At 63.7% G+C, this 24380-nt stretch carries 14 protein-coding genes; 9 read left to right on the forward strand and 5 right to left on the reverse strand.

What is annotated here, in order from left to right:
• Nucleotides 1-225: 225 nt before the first annotated feature.
• The 5 genes from pflB (at nt 226) to HMPREF2760_RS03655 (ending at nt 6039) form a co-directional block, all read left to right on the forward strand.
• Entirely contained in the window at nt 226-2319 is a 2094-nt protein-coding gene (gene pflB / locus HMPREF2760_RS03635) for a formate C-acetyltransferase (RefSeq protein WP_070596638.1), read from the forward strand.
• Nucleotides 2320-2354: 35 nt separating this feature from the next.
• A complete protein-coding gene (gene grcA2 / locus HMPREF2760_RS13155) occupies nt 2355-2606 on the forward strand; it encodes an autonomous glycyl radical cofactor GrcA2 (protein ID WP_070509749.1) in 252 nt (83 codons plus the stop codon).
• The gene (pflA, locus tag HMPREF2760_RS03645) at nt 2607-3476 is read left to right on the forward strand and encodes a pyruvate formate-lyase-activating protein (protein WP_070522368.1); all 870 of its coding nucleotides are present in this window, start codon (nt 2607-2609) and stop codon (nt 3474-3476) included.
• 4 nt (nt 3477-3480) lie between these two features.
• On the forward strand, nt 3481-4731 hold the full coding sequence (locus HMPREF2760_RS03650) for an alpha/beta fold hydrolase (protein WP_070522365.1): 1251 nt from the start codon (nt 3481-3483) through the stop codon (nt 4729-4731).
• A gap of 105 nt (nt 4732-4836) precedes the next feature.
• Nucleotides 4837-6039 carry an SPFH domain-containing protein gene (locus HMPREF2760_RS03655; protein ID WP_070522362.1) on the forward strand — a complete coding sequence of 401 codons (1203 nt, stop codon included), beginning with the start codon at nt 4837-4839 and terminating at the stop codon, nt 6037-6039.
• Nucleotides 6040-6136: 97 nt separating this feature from the next.
• On the opposite strand, the gene HMPREF2760_RS03660 is transcribed toward HMPREF2760_RS03655, so the two are convergent.
• The 5 genes from HMPREF2760_RS03660 to HMPREF2760_RS03680 form a co-directional block, all read right to left on the reverse strand.
• Nucleotides 6137-7834 (reverse strand): ABC transporter family substrate-binding protein, encoded by a 1698-nt coding sequence (locus HMPREF2760_RS03660; protein ID WP_070522360.1) that lies wholly within the window; start codon nt 7832-7834, stop codon nt 6137-6139.
• Between the two features lie 60 nt (nt 7835-7894).
• A complete protein-coding gene (locus HMPREF2760_RS03665) occupies nt 7895-9865 on the reverse strand; it encodes an ABC transporter ATP-binding protein (protein ID WP_070596643.1) in 1971 nt (656 codons plus the stop codon).
• Entirely contained in the window at nt 9862-10947 is a 1086-nt protein-coding gene (locus HMPREF2760_RS03670) for an ABC transporter permease (protein ID WP_070522354.1), read from the reverse strand. Before HMPREF2760_RS03670 ends, HMPREF2760_RS03665 begins: the two co-directional genes overlap by 4 nt.
• Nucleotides 10948-11931 (reverse strand): ABC transporter permease, encoded by a 984-nt coding sequence (locus tag HMPREF2760_RS03675; protein ID WP_070530021.1) that lies wholly within the window; start codon nt 11929-11931, stop codon nt 10948-10950.
• A 368-nt stretch (nt 11932-12299) separates the two neighbouring features.
• Nucleotides 12300-13079 carry an HNH endonuclease family protein gene (locus HMPREF2760_RS03680; protein WP_070596645.1) on the reverse strand — a complete coding sequence of 260 codons (780 nt, stop codon included), beginning with the start codon at nt 13077-13079 and terminating at the stop codon, nt 12300-12302.
• Nucleotides 13080-13116: 37 nt separating this feature from the next.
• Here HMPREF2760_RS03680 and HMPREF2760_RS12845 point away from each other — a divergent pair, with 37 nt between their 5' ends.
• From HMPREF2760_RS12845 to HMPREF2760_RS03695, 4 genes are all read left to right on the forward strand, one after another.
• A complete protein-coding gene (locus HMPREF2760_RS12845) occupies nt 13117-13287 on the forward strand; it encodes a hypothetical protein (protein ID WP_154737095.1) in 171 nt (56 codons plus the stop codon).
• Nucleotides 13288-13292: 5 nt separating this feature from the next.
• Nucleotides 13293-22232 (forward strand): type I polyketide synthase, encoded by an 8940-nt coding sequence (locus HMPREF2760_RS03685; protein ID WP_070596669.1) that lies wholly within the window; start codon nt 13293-13295, stop codon nt 22230-22232.
• 97 nt (nt 22233-22329) lie between these two features.
• Nucleotides 22330-23325: a substrate-binding domain-containing protein gene (locus HMPREF2760_RS03690; protein WP_070522495.1), complete on the forward strand. Its 996-nt coding sequence runs from the start codon at nt 22330-22332 to the stop codon at nt 23323-23325.
• Nucleotides 23322-24380, forward strand: coding sequence for an ABC transporter permease (locus HMPREF2760_RS03695; protein ID WP_070530017.1), 1059 nt, complete (start codon nt 23322-23324; stop codon nt 24378-24380). The genes HMPREF2760_RS03690 and HMPREF2760_RS03695 overlap by 4 nt, the downstream gene beginning before the upstream one ends.

A 24380-nucleotide genomic window follows, 5' to 3' on the forward strand; every position in this document is an offset into this window, starting at 1 on the left:
TTACCTATGACGGAGCTGACCTGTGCAGTGCTCACACTGGCTCCTTTGGTGGTGCGCGGCCAGCAATTGCCGATATGAGCTTGTGCGTCTTTACCCCTACTATGGGCTACAGAGAGGGGTTCGGTGACGGACGGGTTGACCGAATTGCCCGTGAATTGAAGTCACCTAAAGCCCTTCTGCGACTAAGCATTACGCGTCGTGTGAACTACGAAGGGAGTCAATATAGTGACCACCGCAACTGAACAGTCCGTGCAGTTCGAGGCATGGAAGGGCTTCGAGCCCGGCCCGTGGACTGAGAACATTGACGTTCGTGATTTTATCCAGCGCAACTACACCCCTTATGACGGGGATTCCTCCTTCCTTGCTGGACCCACCGAGAAGACCAAGAATGTGTGGAATCACCTGGAGGAGAACTACCTGTCCATCGAGCGCCAGAAGCGCATCTTCGACGTGGACACCCACACCCCGAGCGATATCGATGCTTTCCCGGCCGGCTACATCTGTGAGGACGACAACGTCATCGTGGGCCTGCAGACGGATTCTCCGCTGAAGCGCGCCATGATGCCCAACGGCGGCTGGCGCATGGTCAAGCAGGCTATCTTTGAGGCCGGCAAGGAAGTTGACCCAGACGTAGAGAAGATCTTCACCCGCTACCGCAAGACCCACAATGACGCGGTCTTCGATATCTACACCCCGCGCATCCGCGCAGCGCGTTCCTCTCACATCATCACCGGCCTGCCGGATGCCTATGGCCGCGGCCGCATCATTGGTGACTACCGCCGCGTGGCCCTCTACGGCGTGGATTACCTCATCGCTGAGAAGGAGGCATCCAAGCACGCAGTCGGTGATATCGGATTCTCCGAGCACTGGGCGCGCTACCGCGAGGAGCACGCCGAGCAGATCAAGGCTCTGAAGAAGCTCAAGGTCATGGCTGAGTCCTATGGCTTCGATATCTCGAAGCCCGCGAAGACCGCCCACGAGGCAGTGCAGTGGACCTACTTTGGCTACCTGGCCTCCATTAAGTCTCAGGACGGCGCCGCCATGTCCATCGGCCGCCTCTCCGCATTCTTCGACTGCTACTTCGAGCGTGACCTTGCCGCAGGCATCATCACCGAGGAAGACGCCCAGGAGATTATTGACCAGCTGGTGCTCAAGCTGCGCATCGTCCGCTTCCTGCGCACCGAGGACTATGACCAGATCTTCTCCGGTGACCCGTACTGGGCAACCTGGTCCGATGCCGGCTTTGGCGACGATGGCCGCCACATGGTGACCAAGACTTCCTTCCGTCTGCTGCAGACGCTGATCAACCTAGGCCCGTCCCCGGAGCCGAACATCACCATCTTCTGGGATCCGCAGCTGCCGGCGGGCTACAAGGAATTCTGCGCCCACATCTCGATTGAGACCTCTTCCATCCAGTACGAGTCCGATAAGCAGATTCGTGAGCAGTGGGGCGACGACGCCGCAATTGCGTGCTGCGTGTCCCCGATGGCCGTCGGCAAGCAAATGCAGTTCTTCGGCGCCCGCGTCAACGCTGCGAAGGCCCTGCTCTACGCCATCAACGGCGGCCGCGACGAAGTCAGCGGCAAGCAGGTCGTCGACGGTTACGAGCCCATCAAGGGCGATGGACCGCTCGACTTCGACGAGGTCTGGCAGAAGTACGAGGAGATGCTGGACTGGGTTGTGGGCACCTACGTTGAGGCCCTCAACATCATCCACTACTGCCACGACAAGTACGCCTACGAGGCCATCGAGATGGCGCTGCATGATTCCGATATCGTGCGCTCCATGGGCTGCGGTATCGCCGGCCTGTCCATCGTGGCTGACTCGCTTTCCGCCATCAAGTACGCCAAGGTCTACCCGGTGCGCGATGAGACCGGTCTCATCGTGGACTACAAGACGGAAGGTGACTTCCCCTTCTACGGAAACGATGACGACCGCGCCGATGACATCGCCGCCACCATCGTTCACACCGTGATGGAGAAGATTAAGGCCATCCCGATGTACCGCAACGCCATCCCCACCCAGTCGGTGCTGACCATTACCTCCAACGTTGTCTACGGCAAGGCCACCGGTGCCTTCCCGTCCGGCCACGAGGCGGGCACCCCGTTCGCGCCGGGCGCAAACCCGGAGAACGGCGCGGATAACCACGGCATGGTCGCCTCCATGCTGTCGGTGGGCAAGTTGGACTACAAGGATGCCCTCGATGGCATCTCACTGACCAACACCATCACCCCATCCGGATTGGGCCGCACTCCGGAGGAGCGCATCACCAACCTGGTGGGCGTCCTCGATGCCGGCTTCATCATGGATTCCGAATAGACCACATCCACACCACTTCCCAAGGAGAACACAACATGGCAACCAAAACTTTCGACGAGCGCCTCGCTTCCATGAAGGCCAACCGCACCGCCAACAACATGAACTCGGGCCTCTACCACGCCAACATCAACGTCCTGGACAAGTCCACCCTGGAGGACGCCGTTGAGCACCCGGAGAAGTACCCGAACCTCACCGTCCGTGTTTCCGGCTACGCGGTGAACTTCGTGAAGCTCACCCGCGAGCAACAGCTCGACGTCATCTCCCGTACCTTCCACCAGGGCTCCTAAATGGCAGATGGCATTACCGGCGTCGTGCACCTCAACCCTGAAGAAGGGGAGAAGGTGCGCGGCGCCGCCGCCGGTTTAGGAACGGACAATGACCTCGAGGGCTACACCCGCCCGGAGTTGATGCAGGCCCGCCGCTCTGGCGATGTCGCGCTCGTGCACTCCTGGGAGCTGGTGACGGCCGTGGATGGGCCTGGAACCCGCATGACCATGTTCATGTCGGGTTGCCCGTTGCGCTGCCAGTATTGCCACAACCCCGACACCATGGAGATGAAGGTCGGAACGTTGGAGCGCATCGAGGATGTGGTCAAGCGCATCAAGCGCTATAAGCCCATCTTCAACGCCTCCGGGGGCGGCCTGACCATCTCGGGCGGTGAGCCGCTCTTCCAGATCGCCTTCGCTCGGCGCTTGCTCAAGGAAGTCCACGATGCAGGCATCCACACCACGATCGACACCTCGGGTTACCTCGGCGCGCGTCTGCGCGATGAGGACTTGGACAACATCGACCTGGTGCTCTTGGACGTCAAGTCCGGTGACGAGGAGACCTATAAGAAGGTCACCCGCCGCGAGCTGCAGCCGACGATCGACTTTGGGGATCGCCTCAACGCCATAGGCAAGCCGGTCTGGATCCGCTTCGTGGTGGTGCCGGGGCTTACCGACGACCCCGAGAACGTCGCCAACGTGGCCAAAATTGTCTCCCGCTGGAAGAACAACGTCGAGCGCGTCGAGGTGCTGCCCTTCCACAACATGGGCGCGGACAAGTGGCACGAGCTGGGCTACCCGTACACCCTGGAGGATACAAAGCCGCCGAAGGCGGAAGACGTGGAGGAGATCCGCGAGGTGTTCCGTAAGGAAGGTTTCGTGGTCTACTAGAAGCATGAAACGCTTCGGCCACACCATCAAGGAACACACCATCACCGTCCCCTGGGACTATAACAATCCAGCCGCGGGGGAGTTCGAGCTCTACGCCCGGGAAATCATCCCACCCGGCGGTGAGAATTACCCGGCACTGCTCTATAACCAGGGCGGGCCGGGTTTCCCGGCGCCGCGGCCGACGGGTGCCACCGGGCTCATCGGCAAGGGCCTGGAGCGCTACCGCTGGATCCTCATGGACCAGCGCGGCACCGGGCGCAGCCACCGCATCGATGAGCTCAGCCCGGCTGAGGATCGCACGGCGCAGCGCTTGGCACAGCTGCGGCAGGAGAATATCGTGCGCGATGCCGAGCGCCTGCGCGAGCACCTCGGCGAGGACTCCTGGGATCTCTACGGCCAATCCTTCGGCGGCTTCATCATTACCGCCTATGTTTCGATGTTCCCCGATTCCATCGGCCGTGCCTTTCTCACCGGCGGCCTGCCCACCCTGACCAAGGGCGCGGATGCTCTCTACCGCACGACCTTTGCCAAGCTCAAGGTCCGCCACGAGCGCTTTTATGCCCAGTTCCCGTGGGCTCAAGCACGCATCGAGGAGCTCATCCACCACCTGGACAACTCGGAAGAGCTGCTGCCGACAGGGGAGCGCCTGTCCTCGCGCCGCTTCCGCACTATCGGCATCGAACTGGGCCGCGGTACCGGATTCGATTCTCTGGGCTACCTGCTGGAGGAGCCTTTCCGCACCGTGAACGGCGAGAAGCGCTTGCGTTCGGACTTCCTCAACAACGTCGGTAGCCGCGTGAGCTTCCAGGCTGGGCCTCTCTACGCGGCCATCCATGAGTCCATTTACGGTGGCGTGGGCGGCCAGGCCGTCACAGGCTGGGCGGCGCACCGTGTGCGCGAGGAATTCCCCGAGTTCGCCGAGGAAGGCACCTATCTGACCGGCGAGCACATTTTCCCTTGGCAGTTCGACGAGGACCCGGCGCTGCGCCCCTTCAAGCAGGCCGCCGAGGAGCTCGCCGTCCACGAGTGGGCAAGTTCGCCGTACGATGCTGCCGCGCTTGCCGACGCCCCCGTTATCGCCTCCGCCGCCATCTACCTTGACGATATCTTCGTGCCCTTCGAAGATTCCCTGGCCACGGGGGAGACCTACCGCGATTTGCGCCCGGTGGTGACCAACCGCTTCCAGCACAACGGTATTAGCGAAGACGGCGCGGGGATTTTGGGCGAGCTCTTCCGGGCGGCTGACGAGCGTTAACGGGCGTCGAGTACGTTCGGGGAGCAATCTCCCCCAAGATGTGGTGGTGGTCACCGTGTGGCAAACTGGTTAGGAAAATCCAACCGAAGCAGAAAGGATAAGCCTATGGGCGGACTCATCGTCATCGGCGTGATTCTTCTAATTATTATTGCCACCGCCTTCGACGGTTTCTACATCGTCCGGACGAAGGAGGCCGCCATCATTGAGCGGATGGGTAAGTTCGTGAACGTTGCTCACGCGGGCTTGCACTTCAAGGTGCCTTATGTCGACCGCGTGCGCGCCAAGATCAGCCTGCAGATCCGTCAGCTCGACGTCATGGTGGAAACCAAGACCAAGGACAACGTCTTCGTCCAGATCCCCGTTGCTGTGCAGTACGAGGTAGTTCAGGGCAGCGAGCGTCAGGCCTTCTACACTCTGTCTAACCACGAGCAGCAGATCGTGGCTTATGTTCAGGACAATGTCCGTTCTTCGGTTGCCAACATGGACTTGGATGATTCCTTCTCCTCCAAGGACACCATCGCCCGCAACGTGGCGATGTCCCTGCGCGATAACATGGCCGCCTACGGCTGGAACTTTGTCAATACCCTGGTCACCGATATCCGCCCGGATGCCCGCGTGCGCGAGTCCATGAACTCCATTAACGCCGCACAGCGTGAGCGCGAGGCAGCCGTTGCCCAGGCAGAGGCCGAGAAGATCCGCGTGGTCAAGGAGGCCGAAGGTGCGGCCGAGGCCAAGAAGCTGCAGGGCCGCGGTGTGGCTGACCAGCGTAAGGAGATCGTCGAAGGTATTGCTCAGCAGTATGAGCTGCTGCGTGCTGCCGGCGTGCAAGAGAACCCCGAGACCCTCATGCTGGTCTCCCAGTACCTCGACGCCATGGTAGACGTGGCCGACCGCGCCCACACCAATGTGCTCTACATGCCGTCTAACCCGGGTGGCATGCAGGATCTCTTCGGCGGTATGCGCGACGCACTGCTGTCCACCAACGCTATTAATGAAGCGCCGAAGCCGTCGGTTTCCCTGTCCGACAACAAGCACAGCCGCGAGGATTCCGGTGCTGCACGTCGCCGCCGCGAGGAGCAGGAGCGCCGTGAGCGCGACGAGCGCGCCCGCCGCGAAGCTGAGATGATGGAGCAGGCGCAGCGCGCACAGCAACAAGCACAGCAGCAGGTGCAGAACGCGCCGCAGCAGGGCCAGGGCTTTAGCCAGATTCCGAGCTTCCCTTCCCCGCCGCAGGGCAATAACCAGCCGCAGAGCGCGCGCGACTATTTTGACCAGTTGCGCAACCAGCTCAACAAGGGCAATAACTAAGCACAGCGCTTAAGACTAAGCTCAGCACATAAAAGAGGGCCTCCCCGCTTGGGGAAGGCCCTCTTTCCTGCCTTGGGTGGTGCTAGGCGGCCGTTACTTACTTGGTGTAGCCGATGTTCTCCACCTCGATGACGGCGAAGGAGTTGGCGCCGAAGTTTGCGATATCGGGGTGGGTCGCAACCATGGTCGGGCCGTTGAAGATAGGAATGATGCCGTACTGGGCAAGGGCTTCTTTCTCCAGCTCATTGGATTTTTTGATCTGCTCGTCTGGGTCAGCGATCTGGGATAGCTCGTCGATCTTCTTGTCCAGTTCTGGTGTGCCCGTGCCGGAGCGGTTGAGCTGGGAGCCGGTGCGATAGGTCTGGCCGAAGTAAGCGACACCGAAGGGATCGCCGGAGGAGAAACCCATAGGCAGAATATCGAAGTCGTACTTGGAGGTGATCTCGGAGAAGTCAGAGACTGGGCGTTCCTCCACCTTCAGGTCCACGCCGATATCCTTCATCATCTTCTGGGTGGCGGTGGCCATGGCCTTGCTGATGGAAGAATCTCCCAGCAGCGTGTAGCGCATGGACAGCTTCTTGCCGTCCTTCTCGCGGATGCCGTCGCCGCCTTCCTTCCAGCCGGCCTCATCGAGGAGCGACTTGGCCTTCTCTGGATCGAAAGAAATGACTGCGCCGACGTTGTCCTCGTAGCCCTTCTGGGTTTGGTAGAGGTTGAAGGAACCTGGCAGGTCCTCGGTGTAGCCGTTGAGTCCGTTGAAGCGGATGCCGGAGAGCGTGGCGCGGTCGATGCCGGTCATGATGGCTTCGCGCACCTTGATATCAGAGAGGATCTCGTTCTTGGAGTTGAGCGTGTACAGGTTCTTGCCTGGGGTCATGGCGGTGCGAATTTCAACGTCTGGCATGTCCTTGACGGCCGCCAGGCGTTCCTTGTTGGCCACGCCGGTGGCGTCAATTTCGCCGGCCTTGAACGCGTTGATGGAGGCCTGGTCCTCCATCTGGCGGTAGGTCACTTTGTCTAGGAATGGCTTATCACCCCACCACTTCTCGTTTGGAACGAAGGTAGCGCTGCCGTTCTTGAAGTCGACGCTCTCGACCTTGTACGGGCCCGCACCCCACTCCGGGTGGACCTTGCCCAGGTAGGCCTCGTTGAACTTCTCCGCGGAGTCAACCTGTGGCGGGAGCAGGACGTTGAACAGACCCTGCCACCACGGATAGGCCTGTTTAAAGGTGATGACGGCTTGCTTGTCGTTCTCACCCGGCTTGACGGACTCGATGAGCTCGTAGCCGTCGGTGGCGCTAACGTTGACGTCCTTGTTCTCACCGTTGTTGAACTTCCACGTGTTCTCAAAGGATTTCCAGTCAATCGGGGTGCCGTCGTTGTACTGCGCCTTCTCGTGGATGGTGAAGGTGACGACGGTCTTACCGTCCTTTTCTTCGTCTTTGACGTCGGTGATGTAGTCATTGTTGACGTGGAACTCACCCGCGCCATCGAAGAGGCCAATTTGCGGGTTGTAGTACTTCCACAGGCTCAGGGTGTATGAGGTGGCGTCGGCCTGGAAGGTGTTCTGCTGCTGGGAGATCTCGTCGATAGCCAAGCGCAGCTCGCCACCCTCCTTGAGCTCGGAGCGGTCCTTGGGGTTGTAGGAGCCGTCCAGCTTGACGTCGAGCTTCTCGCCGGAGGCGGAATTGCCTGATCCATCGGAGCCGGAGCCGCCATCGGAGGCGCAGCCGGTCAGGATGAGGGCAGAGGCGGTGACCACTGCGAGGGCGGTCCTGCGGAGCTTCATATTCATATGTGTGTCCTTTCGAGAGGAAACATGGAGACAAAGGTGAGTATTTAGTTATAAGTCTTGCTAAGCCGGGGTTTCGGCGGGCTGGTAAATCTCGCGTACCCGGTCACGTTCCACGGCTGGATCCGGCACCGGGATGGCGGAGAGCAGCGCGCGGGTATAGGCGTGTTGCGGGTTGTCGAAGACTTCGTCCGTGGGGCCGTATTCCACGAAGTCGCCCTTGTACATCACGGCGACCTTGTCGGAGAGGTGGCGCACCACGGAGAGGTCGTGGGCGACGAACACCAGGGAGATGCCTAGGCGATTCTTCAGGTCGTGCAGCAGGTTGATGATGCCGGCCTGGATGGACACATCGAGTGCGGAGACGGGCTCGTCGAGCACCACGATGGAGGGGTTGGTGGCCAGAGCACGGGCCAGGCCGATGCGCTGGCGCTGTCCGCCGGAGAAGTGTCCGGGGAAGCGGTCCACCTGGTGGGACTCAAGACCGACGAGCTGCATCAGCTCGGCCACGCGCTGGCCGACGTCCCCCTCATACCCCAGCGATTCCAGCGGCTCGGCGATGATCTCGCGGATGGTCATACGCGGGTTGAGCGAGCTCATCGGGTCCTGGAAGACGATTTGGATATCCTTGCGCAGCTTGCGGCGCGCCGACGCGCTCAAGCCGGAGGTGTTGGTGCCGTTGACCACGATGGTGGAACCCTCTGGCGGGTTGAGGTCCATGATTTCCAGCAGGGTGGTGGTCTTGCCGGAGCCGGACTCGCCCACGATGGCGAAGCACTCGCCCTGGTGGACATCGAAGCTGACGTTCTTGACCGCGTGTACTGTGCCGACGCGGCGCTTGAGAATCGCTCCCTTGATAAGAGGGAAGTCCTTGACCAGGTTCTTGACCTCCAAGGTAACCAGCCGCTGCTCGTAGGGAGTATCGCCCAAGGTATCGGCGGAAATCTTCGGCAACGGGTACATGCGCTCGCCGCCGATGGTGCCGTCCTTGATCTCATCGGAGCGCAGGCAGGAGGCGAAGTGCCCGGGGACGTCGTCAAGCGCGCGCAGCTCCGGTTCCAGGGTTCGGCACTCATCCTTCACCACTGGGCAGCGGTCCGCGAAGGGGCATTCGGCAGCGACGTCGATAAGCTGCGGCGGGGTACCCACGATGGGGGTCAGTGGTTCGTCGGTGGCCTTGTCCACGCGCGGCGTCGACCCGAGAAGGCCCACGGTATAAGGCATCTTGGGGTTGTTGAAGATGGTGTCGACATCACCCAGCTCCACCGGGCGCCCGGCGTACATGACCAGGACGTCGTCGGCCGTGCCGGCCACCACGCCCATGTCGTGAGTGATCATGATGACCGCGGCGCCCGTTTCGCGCTGGGCCACCTTGAGGACCTCCAGGATCTGGGCCTGGATGGTGACGTCGAGCGCAGTGGTGGGCTCGTCGGCGATAATGACGCGCGGGTTGTTGGCCATGGCGATGGCGATGACCACGCGCTGGCGCATACCGCCGGAGAATTCGTGTGGGAAGGACTTCACGCGCTTTTCCGCCTCCGGGATGCCGACGAGCTCGAGCAGGCGAATGGCCTCTTTCTCCGCTTCCTTCGTGGAGACATCGCGGTGGGTTTGGATGGCTTCGATGAGCTGGTCACCGATGGAGAACACCGGGGTAAGGGAGGAGAGAGGATCCTGGAAGATCATGGCGATATCCTTGCCGCGGATCTTCGACATTTCCTTGTCGGACTTGCCAATGAGCTCGGTGCCGGCATAGACCACGGAGCCTTCCACCTTGGCGTAGTCGGGCAGCAGGCCCATGACGGCCAAAGAGGTCACGGACTTACCGGAGCCAGACTCACCCACAATCGCCAGGGTGCGGCCCGGCATGAGGTCGAAGTCGACGCCACGCACCGCGTGGACGGAGCCGGCCTCCGAGGGGAAGGTGACAGTGAGGTTGCGCACGGACAGCACCGGCTCGGTGGATGCAGTGGGGTCGGTGGCGCGGCTGGCCGGGACGGCGTTGGCGGTGTGTGCAGTATTCTGCGGGGTCATGCTCGGCCTCCGGAGTTCGAGTTGGGGTCAATGGCATCGCGCAGGCCGTCGGCGATGAACGCCATGGAGACGGTCAGCAGCGTGAGGATGCCTGCGGGGAAGTAGAAGAGCCAGGGCGAGGCCTCGACGGCGTTGGCACCGCCGGCCAGGAGGGTGCCCAGGGAGACGTCGGGAAGCTTCACGCCCAAGCCCAGGAAGGACAGCGCGGTCTCCGACATGATGGTGGACACCACGCCCAGGGCCGCCTGGATGATGAGCAGCGAGCCGATATTGGGAACCACGTGACGGAAGATGGTGCGCAGACGCGAGACTCCCATGTAGTCGGCAGCACGGACATAGTCGTTCTCGCGCACGCTGAGCGCCATGGCCCAGATGACGCGCGCCGGATACATCCAGCCGAAGGCGATGAGTACCACGATGAGCAGCTTCCAGTCACCACCGGAATCAGAAACCACCAGGGCGATGAGCAGGAACGTCGGGATAGCCAGCAAGAAGTGAATGACTGCCAGGATGACCTTTTCCACCGCGCCGCCGTACATGGCCGCGGCCGCGCCGATGAAGGCGGACAGCAGGGTAGAAGCCAGCGAGACGATGAGTGCGATGATCAGCGAGCGGCCCAAGCCGTGGACGGTCTGCGCAAAGAGATCGTTTCCGGAGTCCGTGGTTCCGAACCAGTGCTCCGGGGAAGGCCCGGTGGAGAGGTTGAAGAAGTCAGGCTCGTCGAAGGACCACGGGGTGAGGTAGCTGCCGAAGATGGAGAGTAGCGCGAGTAGCACGAAGATGACGAGTCCGACGGCAGCTGCCTTGTTGCGGAAGAAGCGGCGAACGTACAGCTTGAGTTTGGAGGTGCCGCGGAAATCGCTGCTGGAGAATTGCTTGCGCTGTGCGTCATCGACGTCGACGCCGGAGCCGAGTGCGGATTGTGCGCTGGGTTCGGTCTGCGGTGAAAAGTCCGCAGTGGCGGCATGCGGGCGCACGCCGAGGTTATCAGCTGCCGTATCGATAGCGAGGTCGTTGCGGCGGTGGCGCTCGGTGTGGCGCGCTTCGGAGCGTGGCGACGTAGATTTCTTTTCTGGAGACATTTAGCTCACCCTTACTCGCGGATCGAGGGCGACGACGACGAGGTCAGCCAGGATTGCGGAGAAGGCAATCATGACGGCACCGAATGCGGCGACGGCGGTGGTGCCGTTGACGTCGTTGCGGCTGATGGTTTCGATGAAGTACTGGCCCATTCCCTTCCACGCGAAGATGGTTTCCGTCATGATGGCGCCGGTGAAGATACCGGGAACGGAGAAGGCCACGGAGGTTGCGACCGGAATGATGGAGGTGCGCAGGGCGTGCTTGCGGATGGCCTGGGAGCGCGTGAGGCCCTTGGCCCGGGCGGTGCGCACATAGTCGGCGTTCAAGTTATCCAGCAGCAAGGTGCGCTGCATCATGTGGTAGCCGGCGTAGCTGATGATGATGAGCGAGATGGACGGCAAGATGAGGTGCTGCGCCATATCCAGCAGCTTGGGGAAGAAGCCTTCGACGCCGAGGCTGGAAGCGCCCGTCACGTAGACTACGCGGTGGCCGGTCACGCGGTTGATCCACAGACCACCGGCGACGACCAAGATGGAGGCCACGACGACGTGCGTGTTCATCGTGATGATGGAGACTCCCTGCCAGAAGCGGTCGGCCGCCTTGTACTGGCGGGAGGCGGTGTAGACGCCGAGGGCGACGCCGATGACGACGGAGAGAATCGTGGCCACGAGCAGTAGCTGTGCCGAGACGAGAGCGCGGTGCCCGATTTGTGCGCTGACCGGGTCACCGAGAGGGGAGGTACCCCAGTCCCAGTGGAAGATGATGTTGGACAGCCATCCCCACCAGCGCTCAATGAGAGGGGTCTCCGGGTTGAGGCCGAGTGGCGTGAGGATGCGGCCGATTTCTTCCGGCCCGAGCGGTGGGTTGCGGCCGACATAATTTGATCGGGGATCAAGGAAGGTTGCGGCCAGGAGGTACGCGATATTAGTCGCGAGGAAGATGACTACCAGCCAGCTGGCGGTCTTCTTGATGATGTACTTGAACATCACTATTCCTTCGCAGGGTGTGGTCTCAACGGGTTTGGGAAGTATGGAGCCGTGAAAACTCACGGCATCCATGTGACCTAGACCTCAGGCTAGGTGCTGTGTCACATATTAAAAGAAATGTGAGACAGGAGGGAAAGATTTATTGTTTTTGTTTCATGGGGGGTATCACCTGCACGTCCGTAGGTTGCATTTATTACATATTAATAGGCCTATAGAAATTATCGGGCGTGAGGAATGTAGGTGCAGTGCGCACCAAGGTTCCCGCCGCCGAAAACCCTGCATAACCGTTTAGGGGTGAGTGAATATTATGCGCATAATTTCGGGGGTAGTGGGAGGGGTATCAGGGCATCTAAAAGGGGTAAAAATACTCAGCAAGCATTCAGTAGCCGACGGAGCGCATCCTTCTCCGCCGCCGTGACCCAGATTTCATAGGCCGCCTTCACCTCTACGATGCGGCGCGCATATTCGCAGCGAAATCCTTTGTTAGGTGGCAGCCACGTGGCGGCATCGCCAGCGCCTTTTTGCTGGTTGAGGGGACCATCGACGGCAAGGAGGTTGCGGGGATCATTAGCAAAGTCGCGGCGTTTTTCTGGTGACCATTGCTGGGCGCCTTTCTGCCAGGCGTCGGCAAGCGGCACAACGTGATCGATCTGTACCGCACGGGATGTCTGCGCCCCGCGCTGGAACTCAATGTCCTGGCCCGAATAGGGATCGTGCAAGGTGCCGGAAAGCGCCACGCAGTCGTGAGTTCCTTCCTTGAGAACAAGGCTCTCTGGATCCAGGTCCCTGCGAAGGATGTCATTGCGGGTATCGCAGCCGTTGTGGCCGAACTCCACCGTGACGTCATCGGACCACGCCTGGCCAAACTCTTCGCGCTCATAGCCGGTTTTGGGCGCGCGGCCTTTGACCTCCAAGGATTCTAAGGCGGCGAGAGCTTCGGCGATGTCCGGCGCAATGCTTGGCGCGGGTGTGGCCTCTTCGGCTTGTTCTTCTGCTGGGCCTTTCTGCGTGGGCGCCGCTGACGTAGTGGAGCTGGGCCGCTCGGGCGTAGGTTCGGTTGGGGCGGGGAGGATAAGGCCGATGGCCACTAGTACTGCTACCGCGGCGTTGAGCAGCGCGGCGATGAAGAACGGGGTACGAGAGGCCATGACGCATTGATCCTAGTGGGTAGAATCGGCACACGGTATGAGTATCGATATGTTCTTTGACGAGTACCTCGCTGAACGCGGTCTGACGCGCTCGGCCGAGGTTGTCCCGGACCACGCCTGCCAGGTCTTTTGTGATGCGCCTGAGCCGAAGGCCCAGTCTTCCCTCGAAGAGGCGGTTCAACTCGTCGCCCACACCTTGGGGGAGTAGTGCAGGTGTCTGATTTTCACGTCTCTGCGCCTTTGTCGCCTTTGTCTGCGCGCTTGGGCTCCGAGCCCTTTGCGCTGTCTTTCTCCGGTCAGGGTTATGCCTGGCTGCCGACGTTGCGCGATGCCCTCGCCACCGGCGTCCGACCCATGATAGCGGCGTTCCTCTCCGCGGCCGAGGAACTCCTCGCCCCGCTGGAGGAGGAGCTTCTGGCTGCTGCTCCGCACGGGTTTGCCCCTTTGGCCTGGGCAGACGAGGAGCCGGCGTGGGCGCACGCGCTTGCCGACGCCTCGCTTTCCACCCCCGGCATCCTCACCGCGCAGCTAGCGGTCCTCGAATCACTGCGTGCGCAGGGAATAGAACTCGAGGATGCCGTCACCAGCATCGGACATTCCCAGGGCGTGCTTGCCGCGGCGGTCGTTGAGGGACGCATGAGCCCAGCCGAGGCTCTGGCGCTGGCACGCCTCATCGGCGCGGCTCTGGAGACAACCGCACGCAGTGCTGGGCTGGTCCGCACCCCGCAGGGCGCGCCCATGGCGGCGGTGACCGGCGCGACGAAGCAGCAACTACGCGACGCCGGCGCCCATATCGGACTCGATAACGGGCGGGGGCGCTTCGTCATCGTCGGAACACCGGCTGAGCTTTCCCGGGTGAAGGACGCGCTGCAAGAGGACGCGACTCAGGCGGAAGGGGAGGAAGGGAAGCCCGCCGCAGTTACCGTTTCCGACCTTGACGTGTCAGCCGCTTTCCACCATCCCACCATGCAGTGTGCGGTGGAACAGGTGGAAATCTGGGCGGACCGGATCGGACTGGATCCTGAGCCCACCGCGCAGCTCGCGCGGGCGGTATTGTCCGATTACGTGGATTGGCCCGAGCGCGTTGACACAGCGCTTCAGGCCGGGGCGCGTTGGATTCTGGAAATCGGGCCCACCCGTGGGGTGGAGCCGCTGACTCGGGATATCGTGGCCGGGCGCGGTGTGGGCACGCTGGCGGTCGCTGCACCGGAAGGGTTGGCCCAGCTCGTGGAGCCGGGCCGCGCACCCGTTCTGCCGCGCGCGTGGTCCGAGTGGGCACCGCGAGTGGCAGACGGGCGTCTGATGACTGCCTTTACGCAGGCCACCGGTTACTCACCGGTCATGCTCCCCGGGATGACCCCCACCACGGTGGATCCGGCCATCGTCGCCGCGGCCGCCAACGCCGGGCACTGGGCGGAGCTGGCCGGCGGGGGTCAGCACACCGATGACATCCTGCAGGAGAACCTGCATACCCTGCGCCGGCTGCTAAAGCCAGGGGTGAACGCCCAGTTCAATGCGCTGTACCTCGCGGCCTCCCAGTGGCGCTGCCAGATTGAGGGGCCAAACTCGATTCTGCGAGCGCGCGCCGCAGGAGCACCCATCAACGGCGTGGTGATTTCCGCCGGCATTCCTCCTGTGGAGGAGGCGGTAGAGCTGGTGGAAAAGTTCCACACGGCAAACATCCCCTGGGTCGCCTTCAAGCCGGGAACTTCGGCGCAGGTGGAGGAGGTGCTCCGCATCGCCGATGCTCTCCCTCAGGACACCGTAATCATGCAGCTGGAAGGTAGCGCGGCCGGTGGCCACCATTCCCTAGAAGGCCTCGATGAGGTCCTTGTTGCTACCTACGCGCGGATCCGTGAGCGTGACAATGTCCTCCTCGCCGTTGGCGGGGGAATCGGCACCCCGGCGCGTGGCGCGGAGTACCTGCTGGGTACATGGGCGCAGCGCTTCGGCCTGCCCGCGGCGCCAGTCGACGCCATCATGGTGGGCACCGCTGCCATGGCGGCGAAGGAGTCCACCGCATCCGAGTCGGTGAAGCAGGCTCTTGTCGCCGCGCACAGCGGGGACGTTGTGTCGGGCCGCTCGGACCTGGGCGCGGACATTCATGAGCTGGACAATTCCTTCGCCCGCGCCGGGCGCCTGCTGGATGAGGTGGCCGGCGATGCCGCGGCCGTGGAGGCGCGCCGCGCGGAAATCATTGAGGCCATCGGGCGTACGTGCAAGCCCTACTTCGGGGACCTCGATGAGATGACCTATGCCGAGTGGCTGCAGCGCTACCTTGAGCTGTCCTACCTGGACGGCTGGGTCGATGAATCCTGGTTGAGTCGGTTTACCCGCATGGTGGCTCGCGCCGAAGCCCGCCTCCACCCGGCCGATCACGGCGAGATCGAGCTGCGCGTTGAGGTTGACCGCGAGAACCCGGCTGAGGCAGTTGCCCAGCTAACCGAACTCTACGGTGACGCGGCGCTGCACCCGACCGACGCCGCGTGGTTCATTCAGCTCGTGGATGGTCCCGGCAAACCCGCAAACTTTGTGCCGGTCATCGATGCTGACGTACGCCGCCGCTGGCGCCGCGACACCCTGTGGCAGGCACACGATGAGCATTACGAGGCCGATGAGGTCTGCATCATCCCTGGCACGTCAGCCGTTGAGGGAATCGCGCAGGCCAACGAGCTGGTGGCACAGATACTCGGCCGCTTCGAGCAGGCGGTGCTCGGGCTTCTCGACGCCTCCGACGCAGAGTTCGACAAGGGGCTTGCAGGCGAGCTCAACATGAGCGACGAAGAGCTCATCCGCCGCGCCCCGAGCCTGAATTGGGCCGGGCGCGAGCAGCCCAACCCCCTGCGCCTTGGGCTTGATGGCACCGAGCTGGAACCTGCCGGTGACGGCGCCATGTGGTTGACGGTTCCGTTCCACTCTGGAGCTGAGCTGCGCATTCGTATCACTCCGCCGAGCATTCCGGGTGCCTCACCACTCGTTAGGGTCGAGGATGCCGAGACCGCCATGCGGGAGCTGCTGCGCCAGGCCGTCGGCGGTGACCTTCCGGACGTTAGCTCCGGGACCGCGACGGTCAGCGCTCACCTCAGCACCACCGACATCGCCCACTACAGCGCGGTGACCAGCGGGGAGATGAGCGCTACTGTCTCGCCCGATGTCCTCGTCGGCCCCGCCTGGCCGGCCACCTTCGCTGTGCTGGCCGGTGCCCACACGCAGTCGGGGGAACCGGTAGTGGAGGGCTTTCTCGCTCTGGTCCACCTCGAGCACACGCTGAGCCTCAAACCAGATACCTGGGAGCTGCTTCGGGCCAGCGCCGCGCCGGGCTCCGAGCCTTTGGACCTGCGCTACACCGCTGAGTTGGAGGAGATACGCGATACACCGTCGGGGCGCGTAGTCGACGTTTCTGTCGGCGTGACTACAGCCGTCCGCGGAGAAGAACATGAATTCGCGCAGATGCACGAGCGCTTCCTTATCACCGGGCGCCGCGGTGACGCCGCGCTTGAGACCGTGGGCGCCACAGTTCAAGGCTCACAAGAAAACAGCGCAGAGCTGTCCTTCCGTGAGACACCGCGCTCCTTCCGCCACCGCACCAGCGCTGTGACACCGGAATCCTTGCTGCCTTTCGCCGTGGTCACGGGGGATAGGAACCCCATCCACCTGTCCGCGAGCGCGGCGGCATTGGCGGGGCATCGTGAAGGCCCCATCGTCCACGGCATGTGGACCTCAGCGCTGGCGCAGGCGGCCGCGGCCTTCGACAACTCCCGCGTCCTCGAGTGGTCCGCTACCTGGCTTGCACCCGTGCTGCCGGGCAGTGAGGTGGAGTTTGTGGTGGAACGGGTGGGCGTCGACAAGCGGCGCGGCTACGGTGAGGTCCGCAGCGTGACCGCCACCAGCCACGGCGTGCCGGTGCTGCAGGCGCGAGCAACGATGAGCAGCCCCACCACCTTCTATGCCTTTCCCGGCCAGGGCATCCAGTCCCCGGGGATGGGGATGAAGGACTATGCGGAATCCGCAGCGGCGCGTGCGGTGTGGGAGCGCGCGGACAAGCACACGCGACAGAGCTTGAGCTTCTCCATCCTGGAGATTGTCCGCCACAACCCCGACACCGTGGTGGTGGGTGGTGAGACCTTCACGCACCCGGACGGGGTGCTTTATCTGACGCAGTTCACGCAGGTGGCCATGGCCACCCTGGGCTGCGCACAGATCGCGGCGCTTAAGGAAGCCGGGGTGCTCGATTCCGGTGCCTTCTTCGCTGGCCACTCGGTGGGCGAGTACAACGCCCTGGCCGCCTATGCTGGGGTCCTGTCCTTGGAGGCGGTCCTGGATATTGTTTATGTCCGCGGGCTGACCATGCACCGTCTGGTCGAGCGCGATTCCGCTGGCCAGTCCCTCTATGGTTTGGCGGCGCTGCGCCCGCACAAGATGGGGATGAGCGCGAGCGAGGCCTTCGCCCATGTCGTCCGCGTGGCCGCGGAGACGGGTGAGTTCCTCGAAGTGGTCAACCACAATATCGCCGGGCGCCAATACGCGGTCGCCGGAACGAAGGCGGGCCTGGATGCGCTGGCGAACGACGCCGAGCGCCGCGCCCCTGGGCAACGCGCCGTCATCCCCATCCCGGGGATTGACGTGCCCTTCCACTCCTCCCGCTTAGTGGGCGGCGTGGCGGATTTCCGCGCCCACCTCGACGCACTCATCCCTCAGTCGATCGACCTCGACGTGCTGGTGGGGCGCTATATTCCTAACCTCGTGGCGCGGCCCTTCGCGCTGAGCCGCGAGTTCGTGGAGTCCATCGCAGAAGTGGTGGATTCGCAGCCCATCGAGGAGATCCTCTCGGATTTCGATGGCGCTATGGCATGCCCGGCGCGTCTTGGCCGAACCCTGCTCATCGAGCTTTTGGCCTGGCAGTTTGCTTCCCCGGTGCGCTGGATAGAGACCCAGGACCTGCTCCTTGGTCAGCTCGGCGTGGAGCGTTTCATCGAGGTTGGCGTTGGCACCGCGCCCACGCTGACCAACATGCTGGGCCAAACACTGCGCCTGCCCCAGTATGCGGGCAGCACAAACATCGAGGTGCTCAACTACGAGCGCGACCGCGGGCGAGTCTTTGCCGAAGACGCCGAGACGGCACCCGAGTCAGCAGCGAAGGATTCTGCGGACGCCGTCGAAGCACAGGCAGATGAGCTTGAGTCGAGGCAGCCATCCGAGAGCGCACACCAGCAAGAAACGGTGCACGCCCCGCGCGAGGAGGCCCCAGCCGCCGTCGAGGATCTTCCGCTCAGCGTGCACCAGGCCCTCGAGATGCTCATCGCGCTGTGGACCAAGGTCCGGCCTGATCAGATGGCGGCGACCGATTCCATCGAAACCCTCGTGGAGGGCGTGTCCTCGCGCCGCAACCAGTTGCTCGTTGACCTCGGCGTGGAGTTCGGTATCAGCGCCATCGAGAATGCCGCGGACGCACCCATCTTGCAGCTGGCGGAGAGCGTGGCGCAGCGCGCACCGGGATACGCAACGTTTGGGGAGGTCCTCGCGGAGCACGTCGCGCAGGCGCTCACCCGGCTGACCGGGCCCGCGGGCAAGAAGCCGAGCTACGTGGCCGAGCGTGTGAGCGATACCTGGGGATTGGGCTCGGGCTGGGCCGATCGCGCTATTGCACAGCTGGTCCTGGGCACGCGCGAGGGCTCGTCGCTGCGCGGCGGGGAGCTGGCCAGCTTGCCCATGACCGGTGTGGCATCGGCGGCTGAGCTCGATGCGCTCATCGACGCCTCCGTGAGCGCCGCCGGCGAGCGCGAAGGAGTCTCGCTGCAGAAGGCCGCAGCACCAACGCCACACGAGTCCGTAGACCCGGAGGCGGTGCGTGCCTATACCGAGCGCCTCGAATCGGCACTGGAGGATTCCGCCCGCGCGGCACTCGCCGCCCTGGGCCGCGAGGTGGCGCCAACCGACGAGGTTGATAGCACCGCGCACACGGAGCTGGAGCAGCTCGTTGCAGCGGAGCTGGGCCCGGACTGGCAGCGACAAGTCGCCTCCGCTTTCGATGCGCGCAAGGCAGTGCTTCTCGACGACCTCTGGGCCACCGCCCGCGAGGACATCGCCCGCGCGGCCGCCGCCGGGGAAGCAGAGCCCGAGCTGGACGTGCTGGGCACCGGCGAGGAGGTTGCGCTCCTGGCTGAGCACTTCGGCTATGAGGACCTAGCCCGCGATGCCCGCACCCCGGCCGATGGATTGCTCTTCGACGGGCAGGTCGCCGTGGTGACGGGTGGCTCGCCGGGTTCGATTGCCGCAGAGCTCATCGGTGAGCTGCTCGCGGAAGGCGCGACCGTGATCGCCACGACCTCCCAGCTAAGCCACGAGCGCCTCGAGTTCTATAAGCAGCTCTATCGCCACCGTGCCGTTGGCGCGGCGGCGCTGTGGGTCGTCCCAGCGAACCTCAATTCCTTCGCGGACGTGGATGCGCTCGCGGAATGGATTGCGGCGGATCGCACCGCCACCGTGGGCGGAAAGTCCGTACAGCTCAAGCCTGCTTACGTGCCGGATCTTCTCTTCCCCTTCGCCGCGCCGCGTGTGGCCGGCACTCTTGCGGATGCCGGGGCAGGGGCGGAGTCCCAGATGCGTCTGCTTCTGTGGTCGGTAGAAAAACTCATCGCGTCGCTGTCTGGCGTAGGCGCGGACACACACGTGGGCCACCGGCTACACGTGGTGCTGCCGGGCTCACCCAACCGCGGGCGCTTTGGCGGCGATGGCGCCTACGGCGAGGCCAAGGCGGCCCTCGACGCCCTGGTTAACCGGTGGTCTTCCGAGCAATCCAGTTGGGGTGCGCGCACCTCGTTGGTGCATGCCCAGATCGGGTGGGTGCGCGGCACCGGCCTGATGAGTGGCAACGATCCGCTGGTTACACAGGTGGAGGCCCGCGGCGTGCGGACCTTCTCGGCGAAGGAGATGGCGGTGCAGCTTATCGACGCCACCGCCTCCCCTCGCATCCGCGCCGAAGCAGCACAGGCGCCGCTGAGCGTGGACCTCACCGGCGGGCTGGCCGAGGCTGAGCTGGACCTTGCTGCACTTGCCAGCGCGGCGCAGTCCGAGAACAGCGACGCATCGCGCGTAGCCGGTAGTTTGTGCGAAGGGAAGGCGCCGCGAACGGTAAAAGCCCTGCCGAACGTGCTCAGGCCTGCCGAGTGCACCAGCCCAGACTTCAATGGCGTGACGCAGTCCCTCGAGGACATGGTGGTCATCGTCGGGGCCGGCGAGCTCGGCCCGCTGGGTTCATCGCGTACTCGCTTTGAGGCGGAGGTCGGCGGTGAGCTCTCCGCCGCCGGAGTGCTGGAGCTGGCCTGGAGCCGCGGGCTCATCAGCTGGGATGAGCGCACAGCCGGATGGCTGACGGCCGAAGGAGAGGAGGTAGCCGAGGAAGACGTCTACGCGCGCTTCCACGACGAGGTTCTCGCCGGGATTGGTGTGCGCCGCTTCCACGATGACTTCGGCCCGCACCTGCCCATGGTGGATAACCTCGCGCCCGAGCTGACCACCATCTACTTGGAGAAGCCGCTGAGCTTCACCGTGCAGGACGAAGAGACAGCACGCAGCTTCGTCGACAGCTGCGAAGGCGCTACGCTGCGCCGCGTCACTGATGCGACCGGTGAGGATGAATGGCAGGTCGCCCGACCCGCGGGCTCCGCGGTGCGGGTTCCGCGGCGCGTGGCCATGACCCGCTTTGTGGGTGGCCAGATTCCGGAGGGCTTCGACCCGCAGGTCTACGGCATCCCCGCGGACATGGTGGATAACCTCGACCGCCTCGCCCTGTGGAACCTGGTGTGCACCGTGGATGCCTTCCTCTCCGCAGGCTTTAGCCCAGCCGAGCTCTTGGCCCACGTCCACCCGGCGCGCGTGAGCTCCACCCAGGGAACCGGCATGGCAGGCCAGGAGGCGCTGCGCTCGCTGTACGTCGATAAGCTCTTGGCCCAGCCGCGGCCCAATGACGTCCTCCAGGAAGCGCTGCCCAACGTCATTGCTGCGCACGTGATGCAGTCCTATGTCGGCGGCTATGGCCAGATGGTGCACCCCGTGGCCGCCTGTGCCACGGCGGCGGTGTCGGTGGAGGAGGGCGTCGACAAGCTGCGCCTGCACAAAGCCGACTTCGTCGTGGCCGGCGGCATCGACGCCCTGTCGATTGAGGGAATCACCGGGTTCGGGGACATGGCGGCCACGGCCGATAGCGCGGAGATGGCGGCGAAGGGGATTGAGCATCGCTTTTTCTCCCGCGCTAACGACCGCCGCCGCGGCGGCTTCGTGGAATCCGAAGGCGGCGGGACCATCCTGCTAGCGCGGGGAACCTTTGCAGCGGAGATGGGGTTGCCGGTGCTTGGCGTGGTGGGCTTTGCCGAGTCCTTCGCCGACGGCGCGCACACCTCCATCCCCGCGCCGGGCATGGGCGCGCTCTCGGCGGCGCGGGGTGGGCAGGACTCCCGCCTGGCCCGCTCGCTGAAGTCCCTCGGCGTGGGCGCGGACGATATTGCGGTGGTGTCGAAGCACGATACGTCCACCAACGCCAACGACCCCAACGAATCGGATCTGCACGAGCGCATCGCCGCCGCACTCGGCCGCAGCCCCGGCAACCCGCTGTATGTGGTTTCGCAGAAGAGCCTGACCGGGCACGCCAAGGGCGGTGCCGCCGCCTTCCAGCTCATCGGTCTGACTCAGGCGTTGCGTAGTGGAGTCCTCCCGCCGAACCGTTCGCTTGATTGCGTTGACCCCGTGCTGCGCCGCCACCCGCACCTGGTGTGGCTGCGCCAACCGTTGGACCTGCGCCGCACCCCGCCGAAAGCCGGCTTGGTGACCTCGCTGGGCTTCGGTCACGTATCCGCCCTCATCGCGCTCGTGCACCCGGGTGCGTTTTATGCCGCGCTGGTTCGTGAGTGGGGTGAGGCCGAGGCCGAAGCATGGCGCTCAGCCGCCGCCGAGCGCGAGTGGTGTGGCTTGCGGCGCCTGGAAAAAGCCATGCGCGGCGGGCCCGCCCTGTACGAGCGGCCGGTGAACCGCAACCTGGGGACGGGCACAGCCGCCGAGGTAGCTGAACGCGAGGCCGCAGTGCTGCTGAGCGAGTCCGCGCGCTTGCGCGGAGGCACCCTGGATCCGGAGGGAGGAAGCACGGCTCAACGGGGGTAGCAAACCGTGGAGTATCCCCAGCTTGTACCCTCTGGAACGATAAAGAAGCAGGTCAGACGGGTTGGAGAAGTCCTGATATCTGGGGCACCATGCAAGGGTGAAAAATGCTAAGAAACCACTGCTAGGTCTGATCTCGGTCGCTGCCGCCGCCGTGCTTACAGCATGTTCGGCCACCGGTGGCGCGCCCCGCCCCGACGCTGACGGCGAGCTAGCCGGTGGCGTCGACACCGAGCGCCTTGTCGTCGCCATGATCTCCCACGGCGCGCCGGGGGATACCTACTGGGACCTCGTGCGCAAGGGCGCGGAGGATGCCGCCCGCAAGGACAATATCGAGCTGCGCTATTCCTCCGATCCGGAAGCGCCCAACCAGGCAAACCTGGTGCAGTCCGCCATCGACTCCGGCGTGGATGGCATCGCCGTGACCATGCCCAACTCCGGGGCGATTGGACCTGTGGCCAAGAAGGCTTCCGATGCCGGCATCCCCACCGTGGGGCTTAACGCCGGCATGGATGATTACCAGAAGTACGGCATGAGCGCTTTCTTCGGCCAGGAAGAAAAGGTGGCCGGCACCAAGGCCGGCGAGCGCCTCAAGGATGAGGGCGCCAAGCACGTCTTGTGCGTTATCCACGAGCAAGGCAACTCCTCGCAGGAGTCGCGCTGCGCCGGCGTGAAGAAGGGGCTGGACAACGGCAAGGTTGAGCTCCTGTACGTCAACGGCAAGGATCTGACCGCCGCGCAGTCCACCATTAACGCGAAGCTGAGCCAGGATCCTTCCATCGACTGGGTCATGGCGCTGCAGGCCTCCGTGGCCATGCGCTCCGCCGACGCGGTTGCCGACGCCTCCTCCAAGGCCAAGGTCTCCACCTTCGACACCAACGCCGAGCTTGTCGGAGCCATCGCGGATAAGCGTATCCAGTGGGCCGTCGACCAGCAGCCCTATATGCAGGGCTACCTCGCCGTCGACTCGCTGTGGTTGGCGCACCGCAACGGATCCACCATGGGCGGCGGCCGCCCCGTCTACACCGGCCCCTCCTTCGTGGATTCCACCAACGTGGACATCATCTCCGAATCTGCTAAGGAAGGCCTGCGATGAGCGAAACCACGACTGCATCCGACGAGGCACTATCCAGCCCTTCCGATACCCGCCTGACTCGCCGCAGCGGTTTCGCGCGCCTCATCCGCCGCCCGGAGCTGGCCAGTCTGCTCGGCGCGGTGGTCATCTTCGTCCTCTTCATGATCGTGGCGCCCGCCTTCCGCTCGGTGGAGGCCTTCTCTACGGTGCTTTATGCCAGCTCCACGCTGGGCATCGTGGCGTTGGCGGTGGGCCTGCTCATGATTGGTAATGAGTTTGATCTGTCCTCCGGTGTGGCGGTGACGTCCGCGGCGCTTGTGGCCACCATGCTCAACTACAATTTCCACCTCAACTCGTGGGTGGGCGTGGGCCTATCCCTGCTGACCGCGCTAGCCATCGGCGCGCTCAACGGCTTCCTTGTGGTGCGCACAAAGATCGACTCCTTCCTTATTACGCTGGCGGCTTTCCTCATGCTGCAGGGCCTCAACCTGGCGATTACCAAGCTGGTGACCGGCCAGGTGGCCACCCCGACCATCGCTGACATGGAAGGATTCAGCTCGGCCCGCGTCATTTTTGCCGGCACCATCCACATCGGTGGCTTGAGCATCCGCGCCACCGTCATCTGGTGGATCCTCTTCGTCGCCATTGCCTCGTGGGTGCTGTACAAGACGCGCTGGGGAAACTGGATCTTCGCCGTGGGCGGCGATGATGAAGCCGCCCGCGCCGTCGGCGTTCCCGTGCGCCGCGTCAAGGTGGCGCTGTTCATGCTCGTCGGCTTCGCGGCGTGGTTCGTGGGCATGCACACCCTCTTTGCCTTCGACTCCATCCAGGCCGGACAGGGCATCGGTAACGAGTTCCTCTACATCATCGCCGCGGTCATTGGCGGCTGCTCCATGACCGGCGGGCGCGGCACCGCGGTGGGCACCGCCATCGGCGCGCTCATCTTCGGCATGACCAACCAGGGCATCGTGTACGCCGGCTGGAACCCCGACTGGTTCAAGTTCTTCCTCGGTGCCATGCTGCTCTTTGCCGTGCTGACGAACACCTCGGTGGCCAACTTTACGAGGAAGCGATAA

Source organism: Corynebacterium sp. HMSC065D07 (genome assembly GCF_001810695.1).
Taxonomy (GTDB): domain Bacteria; phylum Actinomycetota; class Actinomycetes; order Mycobacteriales; family Mycobacteriaceae; genus Corynebacterium; species Corynebacterium hesseae.

Excerpts from the sequence above, each read along its gene's own strand:
- grcA2 (WP_070509749.1), top strand. The coding sequence starts at position 2,355 with ATGGCAACCAAAACTTTCGACGAGCGCCTCGCTTCCATGAAGGCCAAC.
- pflA (WP_070522368.1), top strand. The coding sequence starts at position 2,607 with ATGGCAGATGGCATTACCGGCGTCGTGCACCTCAACCCTGAAGAAGGG.
- HMPREF2760_RS03650 (WP_070522365.1), top strand. The coding sequence starts at position 3,481 with ATGAAACGCTTCGGCCACACCATCAAGGAACACACCATCACCGTCCCC.
- HMPREF2760_RS03655 (WP_070522362.1), top strand. The coding sequence starts at position 4,837 with ATGGGCGGACTCATCGTCATCGGCGTGATTCTTCTAATTATTATTGCC.
- HMPREF2760_RS03660 (WP_070522360.1), bottom strand. The coding sequence starts at position 7,834 with ATGAATATGAAGCTCCGCAGGACCGCCCTCGCAGTGGTCACCGCCTCT.
- HMPREF2760_RS03665 (WP_070596643.1), bottom strand. The coding sequence starts at position 9,865 with ATGACCCCGCAGAATACTGCACACACCGCCAACGCCGTCCCGGCCAGC.
- HMPREF2760_RS03670 (WP_070522354.1), bottom strand. The coding sequence starts at position 10,947 with ATGTCTCCAGAAAAGAAATCTACGTCGCCACGCTCCGAAGCGCGCCAC.
- HMPREF2760_RS03675 (WP_070530021.1), bottom strand. The coding sequence starts at position 11,931 with ATGTTCAAGTACATCATCAAGAAGACCGCCAGCTGGCTGGTAGTCATC.
- HMPREF2760_RS03680 (WP_070596645.1), bottom strand. The coding sequence starts at position 13,079 with ATGGCCTCTCGTACCCCGTTCTTCATCGCCGCGCTGCTCAACGCCGCG.
- HMPREF2760_RS12845 (WP_154737095.1), top strand. The coding sequence starts at position 13,117 with ATGAGTATCGATATGTTCTTTGACGAGTACCTCGCTGAACGCGGTCTG.
- HMPREF2760_RS03695 (WP_070530017.1), top strand. The coding sequence starts at position 23,322 with ATGAGCGAAACCACGACTGCATCCGACGAGGCACTATCCAGCCCTTCC.